Below are 22,208 nucleotides of genomic sequence, written 5' to 3' on the forward strand. Positions count from 1 at the left end.
TTTTTTGTAAGACAACAGACCTCGTAATTATATCATTATGATTAAGGTGTTGTATACATTTTTTGTTTGGAAATATTGGAGATGGACCGGGTTTACACCCGAAAAAACCCCCGCTCCTGAGCGAGGGTCAAGAGAAATATTTATTTTGAAAGGGTTTCAATCACTTCCTGAATTCCCAAAACCGCAAAGAGTAAGACGTTTACACATAAGATTGTATTGGACAGCCAACGGTTGCGATGTTCTTTGTTGACACGTTTTGAATTGAGCAGCCAGAGGAGAGTGATCGCCAGGAACGGCATGAAGAAAGCACCCAGAACCCCGTATAATATGACAAGGCTCACCGGCTTCCCAAGAAACAGCAGAAGCATCGGCGGGAAAGTCAGCCAGATCAGGTAGGCACGGTAAGCGGGGGATTTTTCGGAAACAGGGTCAGCATCAAGGCTGGAGGGATTTTTCTTCCAGTGGCGCACCAAATCGGCAAAGAGGTAGGGAACTCCATTCCATACACCCAGCAACGAGGTAAAGGAAGCAGACCAAAATCCGATTAAGAAAAGCCAGCGCGCCGGCTCGCCAAAGCGTTCCCCGAGGAGCTTTGACAGCTCGATCAGCCCTTTTTCGCCATCGAAAACCATGCCGGTTCCAAAAAGAAATTGTGCTCCGACAATTAATAACGAGATCGTAAAAATTCCAGTCACAATGTAAGCGACTGCGGAGTCAAGGCGCACCACGGAGATCCAGGAGGGGCCTGTCCAATTTTTTTCCCGAATCCAATATCCATACGAAGCCATTGTTATAGACCCGCCTACGCCTCCAATCAGCCCTAAGGCGTAGAATAAAGAACCCTGGGGCATCGTTGGCACAAATCCGGATAACAGACTTATCAAGTCCGGAAAAACGAGAATGGCCGAGCCTACTACCGTAATAAACATCAAGCCGACAAAAAAAGTCATCACTTTCTCAAATAACTGATATTTCCCCGTCCATACTAATAAAAATCCGGCCAGGGCGTGAAGGATTGCCCAGATTTTAAGATCGATCTGAGGAAATAGTGCGGTAGCAGCAAGAGCACAGGAAGAGGAAACCGCAGCCCCAAAAATAAAACCCCAAATAATTGAATAAATTCCAAAATAGCCACTAGTCCATTTGCCCAAAGATCTCCAACCCTGGAAAATCGTTTGTCCAGTGGCCAATTGCCATCGTCCTACTCCTTCATTGAGGGAGAATTTAAGAATGGCTCCAATAAGAATCGCCCAAATAAAGGTAAAACCGAATTTGGTACCGGCAACAAGTGCTGCTACCAGGTCACCGGCACCCACACCGGTAGCTGCTACAATCAGACCGGGCCCAACGAAAGAAAACCGTTTACCCGGGGGGGCAGATGGAGTGGGGGAAGGGGATTTGCCGGGTGATGACATCAACTTTCCCTCCTTTTTTGATATTTTTTGAAAAATATATTTCTATTATAATTCTTTTCATAGATGCTTTCAAAGATCATATGTATGTACGAGCGGGATCACTCCGTTGGAAACAGATATACAGCAAAGCCTCCTTCGTATAAAAGGAGGCTGAGTGTATGATTACAAGACTTGTTCTACTTCTCTCACTTCCGGAATTTCTTCCATCAACGCACGTTCAATACCGGCTTTGAGGGTAATGGTGGAGCTTGGGCAACTGCCGCAGGCACCCAGCAGGCGAACACGAACAACTCCCTCTTCCACTTCCACTAATTCAACATCCCCGCCATCCCTTTGGATGAACGGACGCAATTTATCCAATACTTCTTGTACACGCTCTTCCATTATCTTCTTCCCCTTTCCATTCGCTCAAAGGGTTAAACTAAATCTGTATAGCTTACCCACTATTTGTATCATACCATGAAATCTTCCAGCCCATAAGGGATTGGAAACATTTGATATACCAAGTTCATTGTAGGATTTTTTAAAAATAAAATCAATGGGTAATTCGACAGGCAAGGGCGAACAACATATACTGGATCAGGAGAAGTGCTTTTTATTCACCGGGTTGTACCGGCAAAAAGAAAATTGATAAGATGGAATTGTATTCGTCCAATGGACACGTACACTTCTGTGATATTGTAGCAAGAAGGGGAACATGGATGAAAAATATATATGAAGATGTAAAGGACTTAATCGGCCATACACCGATGGTTCGCTTAAAGCGGTTGGGAATTTCCGATCAAGTGAAGGTATACGCCAAGTTGGAATTTTTTAATCCGGGCGGCAGTGTGAAAGACCGGCTGGGCCTGGCACTGATTGAAGACGGAGAACGCTCCGGCAAATTAAGGCCTGGCGGCACCATTATCGAACCGACAGCGGGAAATACCGGAATCGGCTTGGCTTTGGCCGCCGTGGGGACTGATTATCGGGTCATCTTTGTCGTACCGGAGAAGTTTTCCGAAGAGAAGCAGGAGCTGATGAGAGCACTGGGAGCGGAAGTTGTTCATACACCGACTGAGGAGGGGATCAAAGGGGCAATCAAAAAAGCGGAAGAGTTGGCGAAGGAGATTCCGGGATCATTTTGTCCGCAACAGTTTGCCAATCCTGCTAATCCACAGGCCCACTATGAGACGACGGGACCGGAGATCTGGGAGCAGATGGACGGGCAGGTGGATATATTTGTGGCCGGAGCCGGCTCGGCGGGTACATTTATGGGAGTTGCCCGGTATCTCAAGGAGAAAAATCCGCGGGTAAAGACAGTGATTGTTGAACCGGAAGGGTCCATCATCGCTGGTGGAAAGCCGGGTCCGCACAAAACAGAAGGAATTGGGATGGAGTTGTTCCCCGGCTATTTTGACCGTTCTTATATTGACGAAATTTATACAGTTACCGATAAAGATGCGTTTCACCTGGTTAAGGAACTGGCGCACCAGGAGGGGTTGCTGGTCGGAAGTTCTTCCGGTGCTGCCTGTTACGCTGCCCTCAAAGAAGCTGAAAAAGCACCGGCTGGCACAAGAATTGCCGTTATATTTCCCGATAGCAGTGAACGTTACTTAAGCAAAAAGATTTATCAAGGCGGGGTGTAGTAAAATGAAAATGGATACCCGATTAATTCATGGAGGCGTTTTTGGAGACCCGCATACGGGAGCGGTCAGTGTCCCCATTTACCAAGTGTCCACCTACAAACAAAAACGTGTGGGAGAGCATGCAGGATATGAATATTCCCGTACAGGCAACCCGACTCGGGCTGCTCTGGAGCAATTGATTGCCGAGTTGGAAAACGGTGCACGTGGATTGGCTTTTGCATCCGGAATGGCTGCGATTTCCACAATTCTCTCGCTTTTTAACAAAGGAGATCACCTTGTAGTCGGAGATGACGTTTATGGGGGAACCTTCCGCGTTGTCAGCCATGTGTTCAACCGGTTGGGGATTGAAGCATCATTTGTGGATACAAGTGATTTGGCCGCAGTCCGGGAAGCGATCAGGAAAAATACCCGTGCCGTCTATATGGAAACACCCAGCAACCCTCTTTTAAAAGTGACGGACATTCGCGGATTGGCGGAAGTTTGCCAGGAAGCGGGGCTTCTCTTGATTGTGGATAATACCTTTTTAACTCCGTACTGGCAAAATCCCCTTGATCTCGGCGCGGATATTGTTGTCCACAGTGCGACTAAATATCTGGGAGGCCATAGCGATGTCGTTGCGGGCTTATTGGCCACAAAAGACGAACAGCTCGGTGAAGAGCTTCATTTCCTGCAAAACTCCATCGGTGGAATCCTGGGGCCGCAAGATTCCTGGTTATTGATGCGGGGCATGAAAACGCTGGGGCTCCGCATGAAACAGCATGAAAGCAATGCCCGGCATTTGGCTGAATGGTTACAGAGCCGGGACCAGGTGGAACGGGTTTATTATCCCGGCCTTCCTACACACCCCGGGTATGAAATTGCTTCACGCCAGGCGAGAGGCTTTGGCGGTATTATTTCTTTTGATGTGGGGAGTGCCGAACGGGCAGACCGGTTGCTGGAACAGGTCAAATTGTTTACGCTTGCTGAAAGCTTGGGAGCGGTTGAGAGTCTTATCTCTGTACCCGCCCGTATGACCCATGCATCCATTCCCCCCGGGCGCAGAGCTGAATTGGGCATTACCGACGGCCTGGTTCGTGTTTCCGTCGGGGTGGAGGATATTGAAGATCTGGTAAAGGATCTGGAGCAGGCACTATCATAAAACAGCTGAGGGAGAGTAATATGGGAGAAACCCGAGTGATAGAGATTGATGTGTACGGCGCGGAGCAACTGTGCCCGAGCTGTGTCCATTTCCCTTCTTCACGTGAAACTGCTGACTGGCTGCAAGCGGCTATTGCGAGAAAATACGGGGAAACGATCAAAGTGCGTTATATTGACATTTACGATCCGCAGGGGGAAAAAGAGACTGCCTTTGCCCGGCGGGTGATCGAGGAAGAGCTGTGGTACCCTGTTGTCGTGATCGAAGATGAAATTATCGCTGAAGGAAATCCAAAACTAAAAAAAATTTATCAGGTGTTGGATCGCCTTGGCATTGTTTCTTCAGAATCATAATCCAATCGTAAGAGAGTTCCGGTATCTATTTCCGGGACTTATTTTTTTATACAAAGATAGCATGAGCCCGGAATCGAGGAACCATGCGGCTCTTGGCTTTAAAAAGATTGTTATTCTAAATTTCTCTGAATCTCTACAACCACTTGCTTTATTTATCTCAACAATTTGATTTAAAAAAAATGGAATCAAAATAAAAATTAAAAAAATAATTGAAATTTATAATAGGGCTGTACCAATAAATGACAAGTATGTAACATGTTAAAGAGACGGAGGATGAAAGATGAAAAAGTATCTGATTCTCATGATCACTGTTTTAACGTTTTTTGCGTTCCCTTTATCTTCGATGGCCGCCGGTTGGTCGTACAATCTTAAAAAAGGGCAAAGCTGGGGGAGCAGCACCTGTACAACATCCTACAAATATATAAAATTTCACATTAAACCTACTAAGAAGGGATATGCAACGGCTTATCTGCAAAAGTATTCTCGTGGGAAGTGGGTAGATACCGGACCGGGGGAAGATTTATATGCGTGGGAACAAGTATTATCAGCACCGGCTGATAGTTCGAGTACAAAATATCGGGTGTTTATTTCTGTTGGATATGATGGAGATGTAGCGGGGAAGATCAGGTGCTATGGCGAAAATAAGCGTTGATCATGATTTCCCAATCTTCCCATTATTCAATCATAGATACTCGGAGGGAAAAATATGAAAAAGAAAATGTTTTCTTTATTAATGATCTTGGTAGCCAGTGTCGTTCTGCCTACTTCCGTATTCGCAGAGGGGTGGCGTTATAATTTGGGTCAATGGTCAAGCTGGGGCAGTTCAACTGTGACCACTTCCTATCCAAAACTGGCATGTACAATTACTAACGAGTTGGGAGAAGGATGGGCAAGAATTCAAGTGAAACATAATGGTAAATGGAAAAACGCCCCTTATCAAAATCCTGAAACTGCTTCGCTTTCAAAAAATAAAAAAATAACTATTAAAGCTCCAGCTAATAAATCATCTATATACAGAATATTTATTTGGACTCAAAATTCTGGAGTACGCGGAGCAGTCTATTGTAAAGGATCAAACTAATTTGATAATGCCGAGCGGGTTTTTTATTGTAATAATGAAAGTCTGCTGCCTTTGCCGGATACGTCATTTCATCGGTTGTTTTGGAAGCGGCAATCAACCCATGCAACTGTTTATAGGCTGATCGGGATTGTTTGGCTGGAAGTGATGATTTACGGGTCTAAGTTGAGCGAGTAGTACAAACAGCTCGATCCGGTGCTTCTGTTCATTAACGGGGGTGGCCATCGGGTTTTTGGTTATTTATAGTGTATGAAAACTCTGTCCGGACTGATTTTATATACAAACATGCAGATGGCTTGGGCAAAACTATAATAGACTGTATAATAGGTATCAGTGAATCAATAAAAGACTTCACTGAAGCTTGGCTGGCAGGACGGAGTGAACAAGATGAGACCTCTGATTGAGTTTTGCATAAATAACTTAACCGACGATGTGCTGGAGATTAAGAAAAAATTAGAGTCAGATCCGTCTCTGGACGTGATTGAGTATGGATGTCTGGGTAACTGTGGAATTTGTGCACAGCAACCTTATGCCCTGGTTAACGGGGAACTGGTGACAGGTGATACAGCTGAAGAGCTTTTGGAGAATATCTATAAAGCGATCGAAGAAATGGAGATCCAGTTCTGAGTGATTCAAAAAAAGCGGCAACCCTGTCTTTACCGGGACGAGGGTGTCGCTTTTTAAATCATGACTTAATAAACTTTAATTTCATTGTAGAAAGTATCTCGTTCGACCGGAACACGGTTTGCCCCTTTGATCAGCCAGACAAGCTCGTCAATGGTGAGTGCCGTTTGTGTCAGTGCTCCGGCGGCATGACTGATCCGCTCTTCAACCAGCGTTCCATGGAGGTCTGAAGCGCCAAACTGCATCGACAGCTGGGCCAATTGGGTACCGATATTAATAAAGTAAGCTTTAATGTGCGGGAAGTTATCCAGCATTAAGCGGCTGATGGCAATGGTGCGCATATCATCCATCGCTGAAGTGCGGCGGCGGATCGAAGCATTGACACTCCGCGGTTGAATCGCCAATGGAATGAAGACCAAAAAGCCATTGGTCTCATCTTGCAGTTCACGGACCCGGATCATATGAATCAACCGCTCTTCAAGTGTTTCAATCGAACCGTACAGCATGGTGGCATGGGTTTTTAAACCAAGGTTATGAGCGATGCGGTGCGCTTCCAACCATTGGTCTGTGCTTGCTTTATCCGGACTCATCTTTGCGCGGTACCGCTCGGTCAGAATTTCCGCCCCACCGCCGGGCATGCTGTCCAGACCGGCATCAATTAACTCTTTTAAAACAGCTTCCATCGACCGGCCCGTCATTCGGGCAAAAAATTCAATCTCCGCTCCGGTGTAAGCCTTAATGGTCACGTTGGGATAATGCTTTTTCAAAATGGAGATCGTATTCAAATAATAGTCAAACGGAACCGTATGATTGTGGCCGCCTACAATGTGGAATTCACGGATTCCGTCGGTAAAGCGTTCCCCTACATATTCAAGCACTTCATCCGGTGTCATGGTATAAGCGCCGTCTTCACCGGGACTGCGGCGGAATCCGCAGAAAGCACATTTTGCTTCACAGACATTGGTCGGATTGATATACATATTTTGGATAAAATAAACACGATCCCCGTTCTTTTTCAGGTTGACCTGGTTTGCCAGTTGGGCGATGGTAAGGAGATCGGGTGAATGATAAAGGGTCAGTCCGTCTTCCAGGGTTAAACGCTCCCCATGTTGCACTTTTTCTACGACCCGTGACAGTTCATGGTCCAATGTGGTTGGAAAAGACATGGATTGTTCTCCTCTCAGTCAAAAACTCAAACATATCTTTTTATTTCTCTATATAAAGTGTCTCTTTCCACAGGTATGCGTCCTGCTTCACGAATCATCTCGATAAAGTCCTGCTTGGGCGTCATCTGTTTTGTTTTTGCCCCGGCTGCATGGACAATCTGTTCTTCCATAACCGTGCCATCGAGATCATCAACCCCGAATTGCAGGGAAACCTGGGCTAACTTCAGGCCGATCATCATCCAGAAAGCACGGATATGTGCAAAGTTATCCAGCATAAGACGGGCGACAGCCAATATTTTCAGATCATAGATCCCTGTTGTCTGTTTCCCGTGCAACCCGAATTCATCCGCCAGCCTGGTATTCTCCGGGTGAAAAGCAAAGCCAAAAAAGGCATCAAATCCGCCGGTTCGGTCCTGATGCTCACGCAAACGGATCAGGTGATCAATCACATGCTCAGGCTTCTCAATATGCCCATACAAAATGGAAGCATTGGATCTCATCCCTAAGCGGTGCGTGATTTCGTGAATTTCAAACCATCGTTTGGCATTTGTTTTATGACCGGAAATAATTTTACGGATTTCCGGGTCAAAGATTTCTGCCCCCCCGCCCAAAATCGAACCTAAGCCGGCTTCTTTCAGGCGAAGGATGGTCTCTTCGACGCTCATTTTGGAAACACGCGCCAGATAATCAATTTCTACAGCTGTGAAAGCTTGCACATGAATGTTCGGATTATACTTTTTGGCAATGTGAATCATATCCTCGTAATAAGAAAAAGGCAGCTTCGCATTGACCCCGCCGACAATATGTAACTCGGTAAAGTTTTGAGTTGCCATCTGCTTGCATTTTTCCTCAATCTGTTCCAGGGACAGCGTATACGAACGAGGATTGTCCGGCTTTAAGCCAAACGCACACAGCTTGCAGTCCAAATAGCAGACATTCGTATAATTGAGGTGCGTATTCACGATGAAATAAACATGATCCCCATTCTTGCGTCTGCGGACGAGATCAGCCATCTGGCCGATGGCAAGGAGATTGTTTGACTTTAACAGGCGTACACCGTCTTCAAACGAAAGCCGCTCCCCCTGTTCCACTTTCTCCCTGATATCGTCCAAAGTGTCTGTCGTGTGTGTGGTCGTCATCAAACAGACTCCCTTTCCCACTTTAAAATAAGAGATATTACGTAACCCTAAATAAAAAAACATCTGCCTGTTTCATTCTATCATAAAGGGTGATTAAAATGAATCCGGAGGCAGGAATCGGTATTTATGATGAACTGATCCTCATTTCGGGAAGCAAAATGGGGTTCGATTCGTTAAATTTTTATGATGACAATCTTTTACATTGATGATGATGATTGTTTTAATATGTCCTGTTAATCAGTGAATAAGTGTCTAAAAAAAATATCTGATTGAATAATTTGTAAAAAATACTCCTTTTCTTCCAGTTGTTGACAGTGTATACTACTAATAATAACAGGGATATTCGAACAAATGTACTCTTTTTTATCCAGGAGAGCGGGTCAGATAAAGGAGGAGGGTCCCCCTTGTGGAGATGGATGTTAAAGGAGAAGATGGAAGCGGTCAGACGGAAAATGGAGGAAGCGGCAAAGGTTTTGGGATTGGGTCACCCAAAAGTATACCAGTTAAGCCGTGAATTGGATCAACTTCATAACCAGTGGGAAAAGGAATGTGCCCGGAGAAAATCAGAGAAAATCTACCGCATTCATCCCCATGCTTCACAGACGAAAGAAAGGGCGCAGATCAAAATGTATAACGTCGGTTGAACAGGCACAGGCCGCTTGTTAACTGCCCGGGTTGTATCCCAAACCTGTTCCCCTGTATACTATATATAGAAAAGGAAGGTGACAGAGGATGATCACAATCACTGAACGGGCAGCTTTAAAAGTAAAGGACATGCTGGCCGAGCAGGATCAACCGGACAAACTATACCTCCGCGTCGGTGTGCAACACGGAGGTTGCAGCGGATTCTCATATAGCATGGGCTTTGATGACGAGAAAAAAGAATCAGATACTGAACTCCATCTTCATGGTGTCAAAGTTCTATTAGATAAAGAAAGCCAGCCATTGTTAAACGGTACGGTCATTGACTATAAGGAGTCCATGATGGGTGGCGGATTCAGCATCGAAAACCCCAACGCAACCGTCACCTGCGGCTGCGGATCTTCCTTCCGAACGGCAACAGCTGCCGGAAAACCGGAAGATTGTTAAGGTTTTTGAGTGATAGATATCAAGAGGTAGCGCAGGGTTCATGATCCTTCGTTTTAACGATTCAACTTGCGATTAGCGGCTAATCCCGCCTCCCGTGGGCTGGTCATCAACCATGGAGGCGGGATTTATTATGTGCAAAACCGGAGTGGGAACTGAAGAAAGATGAACCGGATACAGCTTAAAGCATCCGGGCTTTATTTGAACAACACTTTCACCTTCCGTAAAACTCTAAGGCCGGGCCGACCATGGCTCCACGGTTCCAACAGTATAATGTGATTTACCGGATTCAATTGCCTTTAGAACACCCTGGCTGATTTCTTGATTGGTTAACCAGCGGGATTTGTTATTCTCCAAAATAAATCCTAAAACCACTTCATGATACTGAATGTTGGGGTAAGCTGTAAAACGCGCTCTTCTGTGATTTTCCGTCTTCTGTTGCGAGGGATCAGCCGCCCTGCTGCCAAGCACATGATAGAACCTGCAGGGAGATGTCTTTCTTCCGGCTATCTCTGCGATCAAACAGGGTGCCTCGGGGGAGGTTTGATGAACCCAGACGACAGCTAAATCGATCGGGCCATAAAGCCGGATTGCAGATTCCAGGGAAGAACGCAAATGAGCAAGGTTGTGATAGTCGAGAGAAACGGGATGGATGTTGCAATTGGCAGAGCGGGCAGCTGTGACGAGAGAAACTAACCTCTGCTCATTCCTTGCGACTACAGTTACCGAGTGGCTTCTGTCGGCAAGTGCTAACGATACATCTCGTAACATTCCTGTTCCGCCGATGACCAGAGAGTGATGAAATATTTTGATTTCATCCATAAAATCGCCTCCGCTGTAGAATGGATCTGTAAAAAATAGAGATGCCAAAAGTGACGCGGGAGAAAACCTCATGTTAGTAAATCTATTGGTATGATGGTTCTATGAATTTATTATATATTAACATTATTTTCTAATGTCTTGACTAAACAGTTTGGTTAAAGAGGTACTGGCTATGTTTCGACTCATCCAGACACACAGTGCAACCATCAGGTTATGAGCACCATATTTACTCGCTCTTTGTACAAAGCCCGTCTGTTTTGCCAACTGTTCAAGAGAAGAATTGGATAGATGTCTTTGCAGCTCTTTGGCATACAGATGAAGCTCTTGATGAATGGGGGATACTCACTAAAAATGCCATCCTTTCTTAATGTCTTTATAAAGAATAGCGTTTTTTCTAATGCTGTGAGTATTCTATTTTCTTAATTTGATGGCGATGTACAGTGACCCCAAAGAGGGATGATCGGGATATCCTTCTTCGAATCGTTCCATAAACCTTGGTACGCCCCAGGGTATTCAACCATATACTAACCCGACATCCAGATAACGGGGAGTGATGATCTAAATGTATCCATATGTTTATCATCCATCGATTTGGCATCCTGGACCAATGCGGGCCTATACGTTGGGAAAATGGGGAGACTCTGGGGAAGACCCGGATTTGATCCAAGACATCGCCAAGGCGATCAGCGGTCAATACAACGCTATTGCCTGTTACGAGAAATTGTCCCGGTTGGCTCCCACGAAAGAAGAGCGGCGACAGATCATGGAGATTCGTCAAGACGAGATCAACCATTACCGGGAATTTAATCAGATCTACGTCCGTCTGACCGGGCAGCAACCTCAGATCACGGCGGAACCCTGTCCGGATGACTACAAGGAAGGACTGGAATTCGCCCTGAAAGATGAACAGACAACAGTAGATTTTTATTTAGATATCGCCGACAAAGCCCGGGACCCCGCCATCAAAAAAGCGTTCACCCGAGCCGCCCACGACGAACAAAACCATGCCGTCTGGTTCCTTTATTTCTGGACAAAACATTGCTGCTGCAGGTGAAAGCACACGTAATAAAGAACCTCTGTCGTCCGACAGGGGTTCTTTATTACGTGTGCCCGGCATGGGCGTAGTCTGAAAGTCCCGAATGGTGAAGGTAGCAGTAGCCATTAGCTTAAGGCAAGGGTGTCCGCTTGCGAGGCAGAATGAGCAAATCTAGGTCTGAGGAACACGAACCTCATACGAGGCTAACAGCTATTAATTCTGGCATCTTTAGATAAGGAAACCGGAGAGCTTGATCTAACGTCATTTGATCTGGCTGACCCAATCAAACAGTTCTTATTTATGACAGAATGGCAATGGCGTGAAAAAGACCTGGCTGCTAAAAGCAATGGGTGCAAAAACATATTATTTCTTAAATATTAATATTTTAAACAAAAATTAAACAATTTAGTATTTAGAATATAATTTCTATTATGTATAATGTTAATATACACAATTAAAACAATCCTTGATTGGCCTCATTTTTCGTGCAGGGAGGTGAATCCGTTAAGGGAAACGAATAACTATATGGCAAGATATGGTGTTTGACTATTGCACAAGCGGCAAAACAGTATAGGTTAAAGAGGCAGGATTCTTTAGCTTTTCCAGGGGTTTATCCGTTTTCCGTAACGGTTGATATGGGTACCCATTTACATCGCTTAGCCGTCATCATTTTCTTCACATTTGTTGGGGTCAGAATCCTGGGCAGCGGTGAAGTTTATGCTGCTGATGGAGGCGGTTTTAATGTACCCCGGGTCAACGACGATTTCACCAAGGTTAAAGAAGCTCCGGCACCGAAGGCCTCCAATTCCTCGGGAGGTTGGTGGGAAGACGTTAAGAAATGGGTTTATGAAAATATCGGCGGTGGTTCCGATGAAAAGACACCGGAACATACTTCCATCATTGATGCCGCTTCAAAAGTAAAAGCAGATTCTGAATCGTGGACGTTTTGGGATGCTGTTTGGACCAAAACCTTTGGTGGAGACGACTATATGCATGAATATAAGAGCGATTGGGTCAAAGCAAATAAAGTTGTCATTTTAGAAGCAGCAAAAAAATACGATATACCACCCGAATTGTTGGCAGGTGTTGCATATATTGAAGTGGGTGGGTCGCCATTAGCAGAAGATGATGTAGCTTTTATGTGCCGCAGCATGTTCATCTGCTCAGGGAATAAAGATAAAACCTCTTTTGGCTACATGAGCATTCAAGTAGAAACAGCTGCAAAAGCATTGGGATATGACTATTCAAAACTGAGCAATAATCAGAGGGCTGAAATCATCGATTCTCTAAAAGACCCTAAACAAAGTATTTTTATCGCTGCAAAAGTCTTATCCGATTGGAGAGATCACGATTTTCCGGGTGTAAAGGGATCAGAACTGACAGTGGAACAAATAGAAATGCTGGGTGCAAGATATAATGCCGGCCCAAATGTGAAGGGAGGAAACGAGTTTGAGAGCGGTCCGGGCGGATCATATGGCAAGTATATTTCCGGTCGCATCAATGATTTGCGTCAGATGCTAAAATGATGATTGCTGTTAAATGGGGGATTGCCAGGAGCTCTTCTAAAATGAGCTCCCAGACTTTCTTTTTTGTACAATCGGGAGGAAGGGTAAATGGATAAATCGAGAAGTACTTTAAAATTAAGTATAGTTATACTGCTCGTTGTTTTTTCAATATTTTTCATGTTTTTTAGCTTTGTGGCAAATATATACAAATATGAGTGGGCCCATGATCCTCAGCTGGCAAAAATAGCAGATCCGGATGCTTTAGCATCGGCAAAAATATATGCCATTCTCAGTATGATTGCTATTTTGCTTGCATATATCTTAAATCGGAAATCAAAAGTCTTATTGACTGTTTTTATCGCTTTTACGGCTCTGAATCTTTTCAGAATCATTCAATTGTATTTGCTGTAGTCGTTCTGCAAAACCCGGCGGCCTTTTTAAACATTTGATCTGATCTGCGCGGAAAACTTGAACATTGTGAAGCGTTTATGAAAATAATCAAACCCCCGTCTCTGTACTGTGATTCACGACCTAAAGGAGACGGGTTTATTATGGGGAAAATAAGAACAGTCGTATTTACCCTGAAAAGAAGCTCACCTACATCGCTTGAACCCTCTAAATCCATCGCTGATCAAAGTGTCAGTGAACGATGTCAACCCTCAAACAAACCGTTTGAATTTCTATTAAAATACTTTTTTCAAGAGAGGAGTTCGATACTCGTCAGGGATTTTTCGGTCTTCAAAATTGCCCAGTGCTGAAGAAAGAAAGTCAGGGTTCTCTGCCAGGATTTGTTCTCTTAACAAATCGATGGACTCTTCGAAAGAATTTACGAAGTGGATATAAGGAGTGTTGCTTAATTTTGTTTTTCTTAACAGCTCTTTGGCTTGCCCTTGAGGTAGTACCAGTAAAAGAGGGATTTTACGCTCGTTCAACTTCTCCATCGTTTCCTCGATCGTGTAAAATCCGGACTGATCAATATAAGGAACTCCGCTCATATCCAAAATAATCGCATGCAGCTTTTTTTCTTTTTTATTGCTTACTTCTGAAACCATCTCTTCAAACGAATTGGAAAAGCCGAAGAAGAATGGTCCTGTCAGTCGTTTAATAAGTATACTTCCTTCTTTATTCCATGGAATATAAAATTGGTTCGTCCGGGTGTACTGGGTGATAATATCGCCCATTTTCTTTACAAAGAAAAGAGCGGCCAATACCATCCCCATCGCAACAGCTTGCAACAAATCGATAAATACGGTAAGGGCCAGTACCGTCAATTTCACGATCAGGTCTGAACGTGGGACGTGCAGGAGATCTTTAAATCCGCGGTAATCAATAATGCCAATTCCAACGGTGATCAGAATTCCAGCCAGGACAGGCATAGGAATACGACTGGCATAAGGCCCTAAAGCAAGCAAAATGACCAATAGCGTTAAGGCATGGGTAACACCTGATAGACGGGACCGGCCACCTGCTTGAATATTGACAACTGTTCGCATGGTGGCACCCGCTCCCGGAATCCCGCCGATCAGTGCAGCGACAGCATTTCCGATCCCCTGTCCGATCAACTCCCGATTACTCTGGTGCTTTTCCCGTGTGAGTTTGTCGGCTACCACCGATGTCAGCAAAGAGTCAAGCGACCCCAAAGCAGCAAGCGTCAGCGCGGGAATCAGGATCACATTTAAAAGATCCAATGACAGAGAGGGGATTTGCAATCCTGGGAGACCCGCCGGAATCTCACCGATCAGAGGAACCTTCATATCAAACAGAATACTGATCAAAGTTCCGGTGATCAGGGCCACTAAAGTGGAGGGGATTTGTTTGGTGATTTTGGGAAACAGGTATATGATTGCGATAGTGATACCCGCTAAAATAACGGCCTGTAAATTGGCTTTTGGCAACATTTGCGGGAGACTCATAATCACATCCAAAGCATCCGACGACGTGGGAATCCCCATCGATGGATATAATTGGAGCAAAATGATGATCATTCCGATCCCGCTCATAAAACCGGAAATAACCGGATAAGGGATGTACTTGACATATTGGCCGATACGAAGAAGGCCAAAAGCGATTTGAAACAGGCCGGCCAGTAAAAAAACACTGACGACCAGAGCGAGGTTATTTGTGAAGCTGGCAATTACAGTCGCACTGACAACCGTCATCGGACCTGTCGGACCGCTGATTTGGCTTCTTGTTCCTCCGAATATGGCTGCAAACAACCCAAGTCCGATTGCACCATAAAGCCCGGCCTCCGCGCCAAGCCCGGAAGCAACCCCGAATCCTAATGCCAATGGCAATGCTACAACAGCTGCTGTAATACCAGCCAAAATATCTTTCTGTACTGATTTCCTGTCAAATGCAAGACTGATCATGACATCACCTCAAATATTGTAAAATTGATGAACGACAAGCCCGGTTTCCCTTAGATAAAAAAGTGTCCCGCGGCTCAAAGGGGAAAAGCAGTTACAACGTACACGTGGATGCAACCTTAATATCAAAGTAATTTCAAACAGGAATCTGATACTTTAAGTCCCATTGTTTTTATGGTTCTGCTCCTCTTTTCTCTTTTTGGTTTCCGCAAAACTCTTTCAAATAAAACAAATAAAATATAATCCACCCCCCAATGCTACCGGCAGTATTCATTATCACATCATTGATAACTATTCCACTACCTTATCCCAAGTATGCCGATCATATTAATTATTCAATGGAGTTGTAACAATTTGTCATTGTAATAATAATGTATTACTTTTGTTTTTTATAATTTCTAGTAATAATAAAACGGCTGGACCATTAATTAATGCAAAAAAGCCCGTATAAATAATAGCTTCTCAGCTATTACCATTTTTATGTTTAACTTTTTTAGCCAGATGGCCGAGTATCGTCATCGCCCAAAAGAGCCGTTGCCGGAAATATCATCCTAAGATAACTCCTTTCTTACACCTTAGCCAACTGGCTGAGTATCGTCATCTCCTAAAAGAAGAAATACTGTCCGAAATCCCATCATCAGAGATAACCTCCTTTTGGTTTTTTAATGATTCAAAATACAGCTTTGAATATTTGTTGTAATTGACGTCATCCCTTTGTGATAAACACACCTGAGATAATCCGCAAAGAGCTTGCAAATCGTTTTTTTGATCTGAGTGAAGCTTATAAACCTCTGTAAATGCAGCACGGGCTTCCTCATATTTTGATTGGAGAAGAAGAATCTTTGCGAGATAAAGCAATCCTTGGCTATATTTTGCCACATCATCCTGTTTCTTTGCAATCTTTAAAGCCTTCTGTAATATCTTGCCGGAAAGCTGAAAGTCGTATTTCTCAAAATAAACGATCCCGAGCTTGATATAGGCGTCCAGCACTAAGAATTGTCTCCAAGAGATTTTGTCTTTAAGCATGATCGCTGCCTTTAGGCATTTCTCGGCCCAGTGAAGTTTTCCAGCTTTCCTGTAAGTTTCCCCTAATGTTATGTATAACTCAAGCTGTCTCTCATAGTTAAAGTTGATGGTTGCCAGATTGAGCCCTTTTTTGGCATAATAAACGGCCTCATCGTAGAGGTTAATATCCCGTTTCAGTTTCGCTTGTAAGTCATAAATTCCGATAACAGCTTCAATCTGGATATCCGGGGAATTAAGCGGAATTTGTTCAAGGGTTTTGATTGCTTCCTCCGCCCGGCCCAAACCTCGTAAGTAGATTGCCTTATTTGTTAAAAGGTTTATATAATAATGCTGCCGTTCCCCGTTTATATCAAAACAGTTTAACGCTTCTTTGAAATGCCGATCACTAAACTAGAGTTAAGTTAACAGACAAAGAAAAATACTTTGAAAGGGTTGGGATGTCAATGGTTATACCGTTTACTCCACGGTTGCGTAAACCTGGCGTACTCAGCAAAGATCCAAGACACTCATTTGTATTTTTAAATGTTTTAAATGGAAAACCAATCATCCTTCGCTTGGCAGATGTGAATATCAAAACAAAACATAATCAAACCATCATTTCAGGCCGAAGCACGTGACGGTAATGAAAAAAGGAGGGGAAAACGGGATGGAAAACAAAACGGTAAACTTTGTATCGGAATCTCAGGTGGTCAGTTATGTTGTTTATGTGATGGCGAAACTGGGATATTCCCGAAAAAACATCGCCGAAGTTGTTCAGGAGATGAACAATACTTTTGATGTGAAATCAGATGAATTTATCTTTAAAGCAAGCCTTATCACGGGGCAGGAGGACCGCAAACATTTCCTGCCCACCATCTGCCGTGGCGGGGACGGGAGTATGCAAGGGGAATAAAATATAACTTTGCTACCAACGTTCCGTCTATTGCTCCGCGCTTTAGGCGGAACGTTTTTAACAAAAATCTTTGGGGGGATTTTTTTGGGGTTTGTATCAGAAAGGTATGACCGGGAAATAGAACAAAAACGCCGCAAAGTCGCGGAATGGGACGCGAGCGATAAAACAGAAAACAAAAAGTCTGGCATCGGCTGTCTATGCAAGGCAAATCGAAACCTGGCGCAAGGAAATAGCGGAACACGATGAAAAAAAGAATAACCCATCGGGGTGAGGGGTTTTTTGGGGGAAGCCTGATGTTGTTTTTATTGTTGATTACAATGCAGCATGTCAGCCCGGCCTTGCAGTGATGGAAAGTTTGTCGGTGCTTCTTCTAACATCATTTAGCCAGGAAGATTCAGTTGCCATGAAACGCCGAACCGGTCGACAACCCAGCCAAATTTCTTACTAAAGGAATAATCATCTAACGGCATTAGAACAGTACCGCCCTCAGATAAACTGTTATAAAGCCGGTTAAGTTCCTCTTCCGTATCACAGGTGATAAACAGGGAAAACGAAGGTGTAAACGTAAATTCATGCTTAACCACACTATCAGAGCACATCCATTCCTGCCCCTTTAATGAAAAAACAGCTAGCCTGACACTTCCCTGTTCACCTGCTTGTTTACCTTCATGACGGGAAATGCTTATTATTTCTGAGTCCTCAATCAAAGAAGTGTAATAATTCATGGCTTCTTCGGCCTTTCCCTGGAACATTAAAAATGGTGTGACCTTTTTCATTTTGCACAACTCCCTATTTTCAATTTTTTCTTGTATCAATAGTAACACAAATATATGTTCGGTTTGCAGTTTTTTTTAGTAACCTGTCCATTTAAAGATATGAATATACTTAGAAATAACCTCCAATAACATGTCAAAAGGTACTGCCAAGAGACAACTTGGTGACTTATTATAAAATAGAAATATCTTTTTTGCGCCAAAAGAAAACGGATAAGTATACAATGGTCATCCAGATATACGTAAGGAGAGATACAGATGAGAAAACCCCGGATCGGCATGGTCGGACTTGGCAATATTGCGCAAAAAGCTTATTTGCCTATTTTGTCGGTTGAGAGAGACTGGTCATTTGCCGGTGCTTTTTCACCGACAGAAAGCAAGCGGAAAGAAATTTGCAGACGGTATCGTTTAAAAGAGTTTTCCAGCCTGCCTTCTTTAATGGAAGAGTGTGATGCGGTTTTTGTACATAGCTCAACGGCATCCCATTTTGAAGTTGTGTCTGAGCTGTTAAAAAAAGGGAAGGATGTTTATGTGGATAAGCCATTGGCCGCGACCCTGAGCGAAGCGAAAAGACTGGTTGAACTGAGTGAAAAAACAAAGCGGAAGTTAATGGTGGGGTTTAACAGAAGGTTTGCACCCATGTATGTAAAAGCAAAAAAAGCAGTCAATGAGGTTGCATGGATGCGGATTGAGAAACACAGAACTGATCATGTGGGTCCGGCTTCATTTGAATTTACAATGCTGGATGATTATATTCATCTCGTGGATACCGCACGCTGGCTGGGCGGGCAACCGGTACTGTCATTTAACGGCCATGCAGAGATCAATGACCGGGGCCAACTGGTCTATACGCATCATTGTTATCAATTGTCAAATCAGACTCATCTTTTTTCGGCAATGCACAGAAATGCGGGAACAAATCTTGAGCAGATTGAAATTGTTTCCAGGGATCGCATTGTAAGAGTAAAAAATATGGACAGCATGGAGTTGGAAGAACAGGGGGAAATCAATATCATTACACCTTCTGCATGGGAAACAACCTTGAAAAAAAGGGGATTTGAAGGTGCGGTATCTCATTTCATTGACTCAATCACAGGTGATACTCTCCCGGCTGTCGACGGCCTGGAAGCGCTGAAAACCCAGCAAATCGTCAGCGAGATGATTCAGCAGGGATGATCCGGGTCATAAATCCTGTTGCAAAATAGATCTTCCTTTCAACAGATTTGAAAGGAAGATATTAAGTCAAATAAGCATTTCCCCGATCATATGAACGTCCTGATACCCGCATTGCGGACAGTAGACCTGATGGGGACATTTATGAGTAGCGAGATCAAACCACCCGTCGGTCATTTTTAAATCATCGATGGGACGGTAAGGGCTGTAATCGGCAAAAAAATCGAAAATCCGGCCAAAATCGGCGAGCGGGGCTCCGCAATCCGGGCAATTGGCGAGAAAGTTGTCAAATCCGTTACATACAGGACAAGCATATGATTCTTGTTTGTTCATTTCTCATTCACCTGAAACATCCCCCTTTCCGGTTAGCTTGTTAAATTTGCTATAAATCATTCCATTGGAACATAAGAATCTTTTTACAAAAAACCTCATCCGCCGGGACGGATGAGGTTTTTTTGGACTTATTCGGGAGAAGTTTAAAATTTCATATTGGAACTGTGGCCCGGTTGTAATCTGGCGTTCGGGTCCATATATTGTTTGGCGTTGTTGACGGCTGTTGGGGCTTCACCAAAACCGACGGCGATTAGTTTTACCTTGCCGGGGTAGGTGGCGATATCGCCTGCTGCATAAATACCTGGAATATTTGTTTCCATTTTTGAATTTACTTTAATACCCCCGTTGTCAAGTTCCAGCCCCCATTCTTTAATCGGGCCCAGAGATGAGATAAAGCCGAAGCTGACAATGACTGCATCCACATCCAGATCCTCCGTCAACCCGCTTTTTTTGTCGACAATCGTTACCTTCTCAATGCGTTCCTCGCCGTGCAGAGACTCGATCTCGCGCGGAGTGATCACTTTCACAGTGGAATTCATCATTTTCTCCACACTGTGTTCATGGGCGCGGAACTTATCGCGGCGATGGATAATGGTCACGCTTTTGGCGATGGGTTCCAACATTAATGCCCAGTCAACGGCAGAATCGCCGCCTCCGGCAATCAGAACATCCTGGTTTGCAAACTGCTGTTTGTCCGTTACGAAATAATGTAAATTGCTGGATTCAAATTGCTCTGAACCGGGCAGATCCAGTTTGCGCGGTTCAAAAGCGCCACATCCTGCTGTGATAATGACGGATTTACCCAAGTGGGTCTGCTTTTGCGTCACCACTTCAAAGAGCTGTTCTTCTTTTTTATTTACCCGCAGCACTTTTTCATTTAAAAAATACTCAGGTTTAAATAAGCTGGCTTGTTCTACCAGGTTATCCACCAGTTCTTGTGCGGCCACTTTAGGAAATCCGGCCACATCGTAAATATATTTCTCAGGATAGAGGGCAGAAAGTTGCCCCCCCAATTGTGGCATACTTTCAATTACTTTGACCGAGGCTTTGCGCATTCCAGCATAGAACGCAGCGAACAAACCTGTGGGACCGCCGCCGATCACTATAATGTCTGATACTGAGTTGTTATGAATGTGTTCAGCTGTCAATAATCGCACCTCCGGAATATTCGAAAAATGAAAGATATCATTAAAAAGTAAATTTAATATCTATATCATACCCTAATTAAGCAAAAAAGGCGAAAAGGGTTAAAAAATTACCAGCCATCATACACAAAGAAAAAAGGATATGTTGGAAAGAATAGGTTACAATGTGAACAAAAAGTTCTTGCCAAAAGTTCGTGAAAATCATATCATAAACATTGGCATGATACAACAAGGACGTTGGGACTCGGTTGGCTGAGTTTGTGAGATTGTAATCATATTTTGTAACTTTGTAGATGGATGTGATGAAGCATGAGTGTACCGAAAATTGTTATCCTGGGCGCGGGATATGGCGGTTTGATGACAGCAAAAGGCCTGCAAAAAGAGTTGAACTACAACGAAGCCGAAGTCACTCTGGTGAACCAAAACTCGTACCATTACATCACCACCAAACTGCACGAGCCCGCTGCAGGGACTGCTCACCATGATCATGCCCGCATCGCGATCGAAGACGTGATCAACACGAAAAAAATCAAGTTTATCCGGGACCGGGTAACAAGCATCAATTTGCAGCAAAAAGAAGTACAATTGGAAAAAGGCGATGAGCCATTAAAATATGATTATCTGGTGATCGGTTTAGGAAGCGCTCCTGAAACCTTCGGCATTAAGGGATTGCTTGAAAATGCACTGTTCATCCGCAATATTGATAGTGTGCGTATGATTCGCGAGCATATTGAGTACATGTTTGCCCGTTACCCGAGTGAGAAAAAAGAAGAGCTGATTACAATTGTTGTTGGCGGAGCCGGATTTACCGGCATTGAATACGTAGGTGAACTGGTTGACCGCATGCCGGAACTTTGCCGCGAATATGATATCCCGCTGGAAAAGGTACGGATTGTAAACATTGAAGCAGCACCAACAGTCCTTCCCGGCTTTGACAAAGAACTGGTAGACTATGCAGTCAAATATCTGGAAAGCAAGGGAGTTGAGTTCCTCATCAGCACACCGATTGAAGAGTGTACACAAGATGGGGTCATTGTCAAAGGCGGAAAAGAAATAAAAGCATCTACCGTTGTTTGGACCGGCGGTGTGCGTGGAAATAAACTGGTTGAGGATTCCGGTATAGAAACGATGCGCGGCCGTGTGAAAGTAGACGAGTTTCTGCGGGCTCCCGGTTATGACAATGTGTTTGTACTGGGGGACAGCTCGCTGGTCTTCAATGAGGATGGGGAACGCCCTTATCCCCCAACGGCACAAATCGCCACCCAGCAAGGGCAATGCCTGGGGAAAAACCTGGCAGCCCTGATTCGCGGCGGAGAGATGAAGCCGTTTAAATACGAGCCGAAAGGAACGGTTGCTTCTCTCGGTCGCAAGGAAGCAATCGGCGTGGTTGGTAACAAAAAAATGGCTGGCGGAATGGCAGCCTTCATGAAAAAAGTGATCGATCTTCGCTGGCTGTTCTTGCTCGGCGGTGTTTCACTCGTATTACGCAAAGGAAAACTTTAAACGGATCACC

Annotated in this window: 25 protein-coding genes and 1 pseudogene; 15 read left to right on the plus strand and 11 right to left on the minus strand. The window is 44.2% G+C overall.

What is annotated here, in order from left to right; all coding sequences use genetic code 11:
* Positions 1-140: 140 nt before the first annotated feature.
* Together I8U27_RS06260 and I8U27_RS06265 are read right to left on the minus strand one after the other, a co-directional pair.
* Complete coding sequence (locus tag I8U27_RS06260; RefSeq protein WP_181750970.1) at positions 141-1,415, minus strand: Nramp family divalent metal transporter; 1,275 nt, start codon at positions 1,413-1,415, stop codon at positions 141-143.
* 162 nt (positions 1,416-1,577) lie between these two features.
* The gene (locus tag I8U27_RS06265; RefSeq protein ID WP_181750971.1) at positions 1,578-1,799 is read right to left on the minus strand and encodes a NifU family protein; all 222 of its coding nucleotides are present in this window, start codon (positions 1,797-1,799) and stop codon (positions 1,578-1,580) included.
* A 317-nt stretch (positions 1,800-2,116) separates the two neighbouring features.
* On the opposite strand from I8U27_RS06265, the gene cysK reads away from it, so the two are divergent.
* The 6 genes from cysK (at position 2,117) to I8U27_RS06295 (ending at position 6,236) form a co-directional block, all read left to right on the plus strand.
* Complete coding sequence (gene cysK, locus I8U27_RS06270; RefSeq protein WP_181750972.1) at positions 2,117-3,043, plus strand: cysteine synthase A; 927 nt, start codon at positions 2,117-2,119, stop codon at positions 3,041-3,043.
* A gap of 4 nt (positions 3,044-3,047) precedes the next feature.
* Entirely contained in the window at positions 3,048-4,181 is a 1,134-nt protein-coding gene (locus I8U27_RS06275; protein WP_181750973.1) for a bifunctional cystathionine gamma-lyase/homocysteine desulfhydrase, read from the plus strand.
* A gap of 20 nt (positions 4,182-4,201) precedes the next feature.
* Positions 4,202-4,531, plus strand: a complete 330-nt coding sequence (locus I8U27_RS06280; RefSeq protein ID WP_181750974.1) for a YuzD family protein — start codon at positions 4,202-4,204, stop codon at positions 4,529-4,531.
* Between the two features lie 280 nt (positions 4,532-4,811).
* Positions 4,812-5,183, plus strand: a complete 372-nt coding sequence (locus I8U27_RS06285) for a hypothetical protein (protein WP_181750975.1) — start codon at positions 4,812-4,814, stop codon at positions 5,181-5,183.
* 54 nt (positions 5,184-5,237) lie between these two features.
* A complete protein-coding gene (locus tag I8U27_RS06290) occupies positions 5,238-5,612 on the plus strand; it encodes a hypothetical protein (protein WP_181750976.1) in 375 nt (124 codons plus the stop codon).
* A gap of 384 nt (positions 5,613-5,996) precedes the next feature.
* Complete coding sequence (locus I8U27_RS06295; RefSeq protein WP_181750978.1) at positions 5,997-6,236, plus strand: DUF1450 domain-containing protein; 240 nt, start codon at positions 5,997-5,999, stop codon at positions 6,234-6,236.
* A 65-nt stretch (positions 6,237-6,301) separates the two neighbouring features.
* Here I8U27_RS06295 and mqnE (I8U27_RS06300) read toward each other — a convergent pair whose 3' ends face one another.
* Positions 6,302-7,399 (minus strand): aminofutalosine synthase MqnE, encoded by a 1,098-nt coding sequence (gene mqnE / locus I8U27_RS06300; RefSeq protein ID WP_181750979.1) that lies wholly within the window; start codon positions 7,397-7,399, stop codon positions 6,302-6,304.
* A 26-nt stretch (positions 7,400-7,425) separates the two neighbouring features.
* On the minus strand, positions 7,426-8,538 hold the full coding sequence (mqnE, locus tag I8U27_RS06305) for an aminofutalosine synthase MqnE (protein ID WP_181750980.1): 1,113 nt from the start codon (positions 8,536-8,538) through the stop codon (positions 7,426-7,428).
* Positions 8,539-8,942: 404 nt separating this feature from the next.
* On the opposite strand from mqnE (I8U27_RS06305), the gene I8U27_RS06310 reads away from it, so the two are divergent.
* Both I8U27_RS06310 and I8U27_RS06315 read left to right on the plus strand, forming a co-directional pair.
* Positions 8,943-9,182, plus strand: coding sequence for an aspartyl-phosphate phosphatase Spo0E family protein (locus tag I8U27_RS06310; protein WP_232345271.1), 240 nt, complete (start codon positions 8,943-8,945; stop codon positions 9,180-9,182).
* Positions 9,183-9,270: 88 nt separating this feature from the next.
* Positions 9,271-9,627, plus strand: coding sequence for a HesB/IscA family protein (locus tag I8U27_RS06315; RefSeq protein ID WP_181750981.1), 357 nt, complete (start codon positions 9,271-9,273; stop codon positions 9,625-9,627).
* Positions 9,628-9,855: 228 nt separating this feature from the next.
* On the opposite strand, the gene I8U27_RS06320 is transcribed toward I8U27_RS06315, so the two are convergent.
* Positions 9,856-10,446 (minus strand): short-chain dehydrogenase, encoded by a 591-nt coding sequence (locus I8U27_RS06320; protein WP_181750983.1) that lies wholly within the window; start codon positions 10,444-10,446, stop codon positions 9,856-9,858.
* 138 nt (positions 10,447-10,584) lie between these two features.
* Positions 10,585-10,779, minus strand: a pseudogene (locus tag I8U27_RS20540) (IS4 family transposase); the annotation flags it as partial.
* A 274-nt stretch (positions 10,780-11,053) separates the two neighbouring features.
* On the opposite strand from I8U27_RS20540, the gene I8U27_RS06325 reads away from it, so the two are divergent.
* The 3 genes from I8U27_RS06325 (at position 11,054) to I8U27_RS06335 (ending at position 13,398) form a co-directional block, all read left to right on the plus strand.
* Positions 11,054-11,500, plus strand: a complete 447-nt coding sequence (locus tag I8U27_RS06325; protein ID WP_181751038.1) for a ferritin-like domain-containing protein — start codon at positions 11,054-11,056, stop codon at positions 11,498-11,500.
* A gap of 524 nt (positions 11,501-12,024) precedes the next feature.
* A complete protein-coding gene (locus I8U27_RS06330; protein ID WP_181750985.1) occupies positions 12,025-13,008 on the plus strand; it encodes a transglycosylase SLT domain-containing protein in 984 nt (327 codons plus the stop codon).
* 87 nt (positions 13,009-13,095) lie between these two features.
* Positions 13,096-13,398 carry a hypothetical protein gene (locus tag I8U27_RS06335; protein WP_181750987.1) on the plus strand — a complete coding sequence of 101 codons (303 nt, stop codon included), beginning with the start codon at positions 13,096-13,098 and terminating at the stop codon, positions 13,396-13,398.
* 272 nt (positions 13,399-13,670) lie between these two features.
* Here I8U27_RS06335 and I8U27_RS06340 read toward each other — a convergent pair whose 3' ends face one another.
* A complete protein-coding gene (locus tag I8U27_RS06340; RefSeq protein ID WP_181750989.1) occupies positions 13,671-15,356 on the minus strand; it encodes a SulP family inorganic anion transporter in 1,686 nt (561 codons plus the stop codon).
* A gap of 594 nt (positions 15,357-15,950) precedes the next feature.
* Positions 15,951-16,661: a tetratricopeptide repeat protein gene (locus I8U27_RS06345; protein WP_181750990.1), complete on the minus strand. Its 711-nt coding sequence runs from the start codon at positions 16,659-16,661 to the stop codon at positions 15,951-15,953.
* Positions 16,662-17,025: 364 nt separating this feature from the next.
* Here I8U27_RS06345 and I8U27_RS06350 point away from each other — a divergent pair, with 364 nt between their 5' ends.
* The gene (locus I8U27_RS06350) at positions 17,026-17,271 is read left to right on the plus strand and encodes a hypothetical protein (RefSeq protein WP_181750991.1); all 246 of its coding nucleotides are present in this window, start codon (positions 17,026-17,028) and stop codon (positions 17,269-17,271) included.
* A gap of 84 nt (positions 17,272-17,355) precedes the next feature.
* Positions 17,356-17,517 (plus strand): hypothetical protein, encoded by a 162-nt coding sequence (locus I8U27_RS06355; RefSeq protein ID WP_181750992.1) that lies wholly within the window; start codon positions 17,356-17,358, stop codon positions 17,515-17,517.
* Between the two features lie 134 nt (positions 17,518-17,651).
* Here I8U27_RS06355 and I8U27_RS06360 read toward each other — a convergent pair whose 3' ends face one another.
* Positions 17,652-18,047: a VOC family protein gene (locus tag I8U27_RS06360; RefSeq protein WP_181750993.1), complete on the minus strand. Its 396-nt coding sequence runs from the start codon at positions 18,045-18,047 to the stop codon at positions 17,652-17,654.
* A gap of 255 nt (positions 18,048-18,302) precedes the next feature.
* On the opposite strand from I8U27_RS06360, the gene I8U27_RS06365 reads away from it, so the two are divergent.
* Positions 18,303-19,220 (plus strand): Gfo/Idh/MocA family protein, encoded by a 918-nt coding sequence (locus I8U27_RS06365; RefSeq protein WP_181750994.1) that lies wholly within the window; start codon positions 18,303-18,305, stop codon positions 19,218-19,220.
* A 66-nt stretch (positions 19,221-19,286) separates the two neighbouring features.
* On the opposite strand, the gene I8U27_RS06370 is transcribed toward I8U27_RS06365, so the two are convergent.
* Complete coding sequence (locus tag I8U27_RS06370; protein ID WP_181750995.1) at positions 19,287-19,550, minus strand: hypothetical protein; 264 nt, start codon at positions 19,548-19,550, stop codon at positions 19,287-19,289.
* Between the two features lie 143 nt (positions 19,551-19,693).
* Positions 19,694-20,698 carry an NAD(P)/FAD-dependent oxidoreductase gene (locus I8U27_RS06375; RefSeq protein WP_181750996.1) on the minus strand — a complete coding sequence of 335 codons (1,005 nt, stop codon included), beginning with the start codon at positions 20,696-20,698 and terminating at the stop codon, positions 19,694-19,696.
* 306 nt (positions 20,699-21,004) lie between these two features.
* On the opposite strand from I8U27_RS06375, the gene I8U27_RS06380 reads away from it, so the two are divergent.
* Positions 21,005-22,198 (plus strand): NAD(P)/FAD-dependent oxidoreductase, encoded by a 1,194-nt coding sequence (locus tag I8U27_RS06380; protein WP_181750997.1) that lies wholly within the window; start codon positions 21,005-21,007, stop codon positions 22,196-22,198.
* Positions 22,199-22,208: the final 10 nt, after the last annotated feature.

This window comes from Paenactinomyces guangxiensis, from assembly GCF_016055185.1.
Classification (GTDB): domain Bacteria; phylum Bacillota; class Bacilli; order Thermoactinomycetales; family Thermoactinomycetaceae; genus Paenactinomyces; species Paenactinomyces guangxiensis.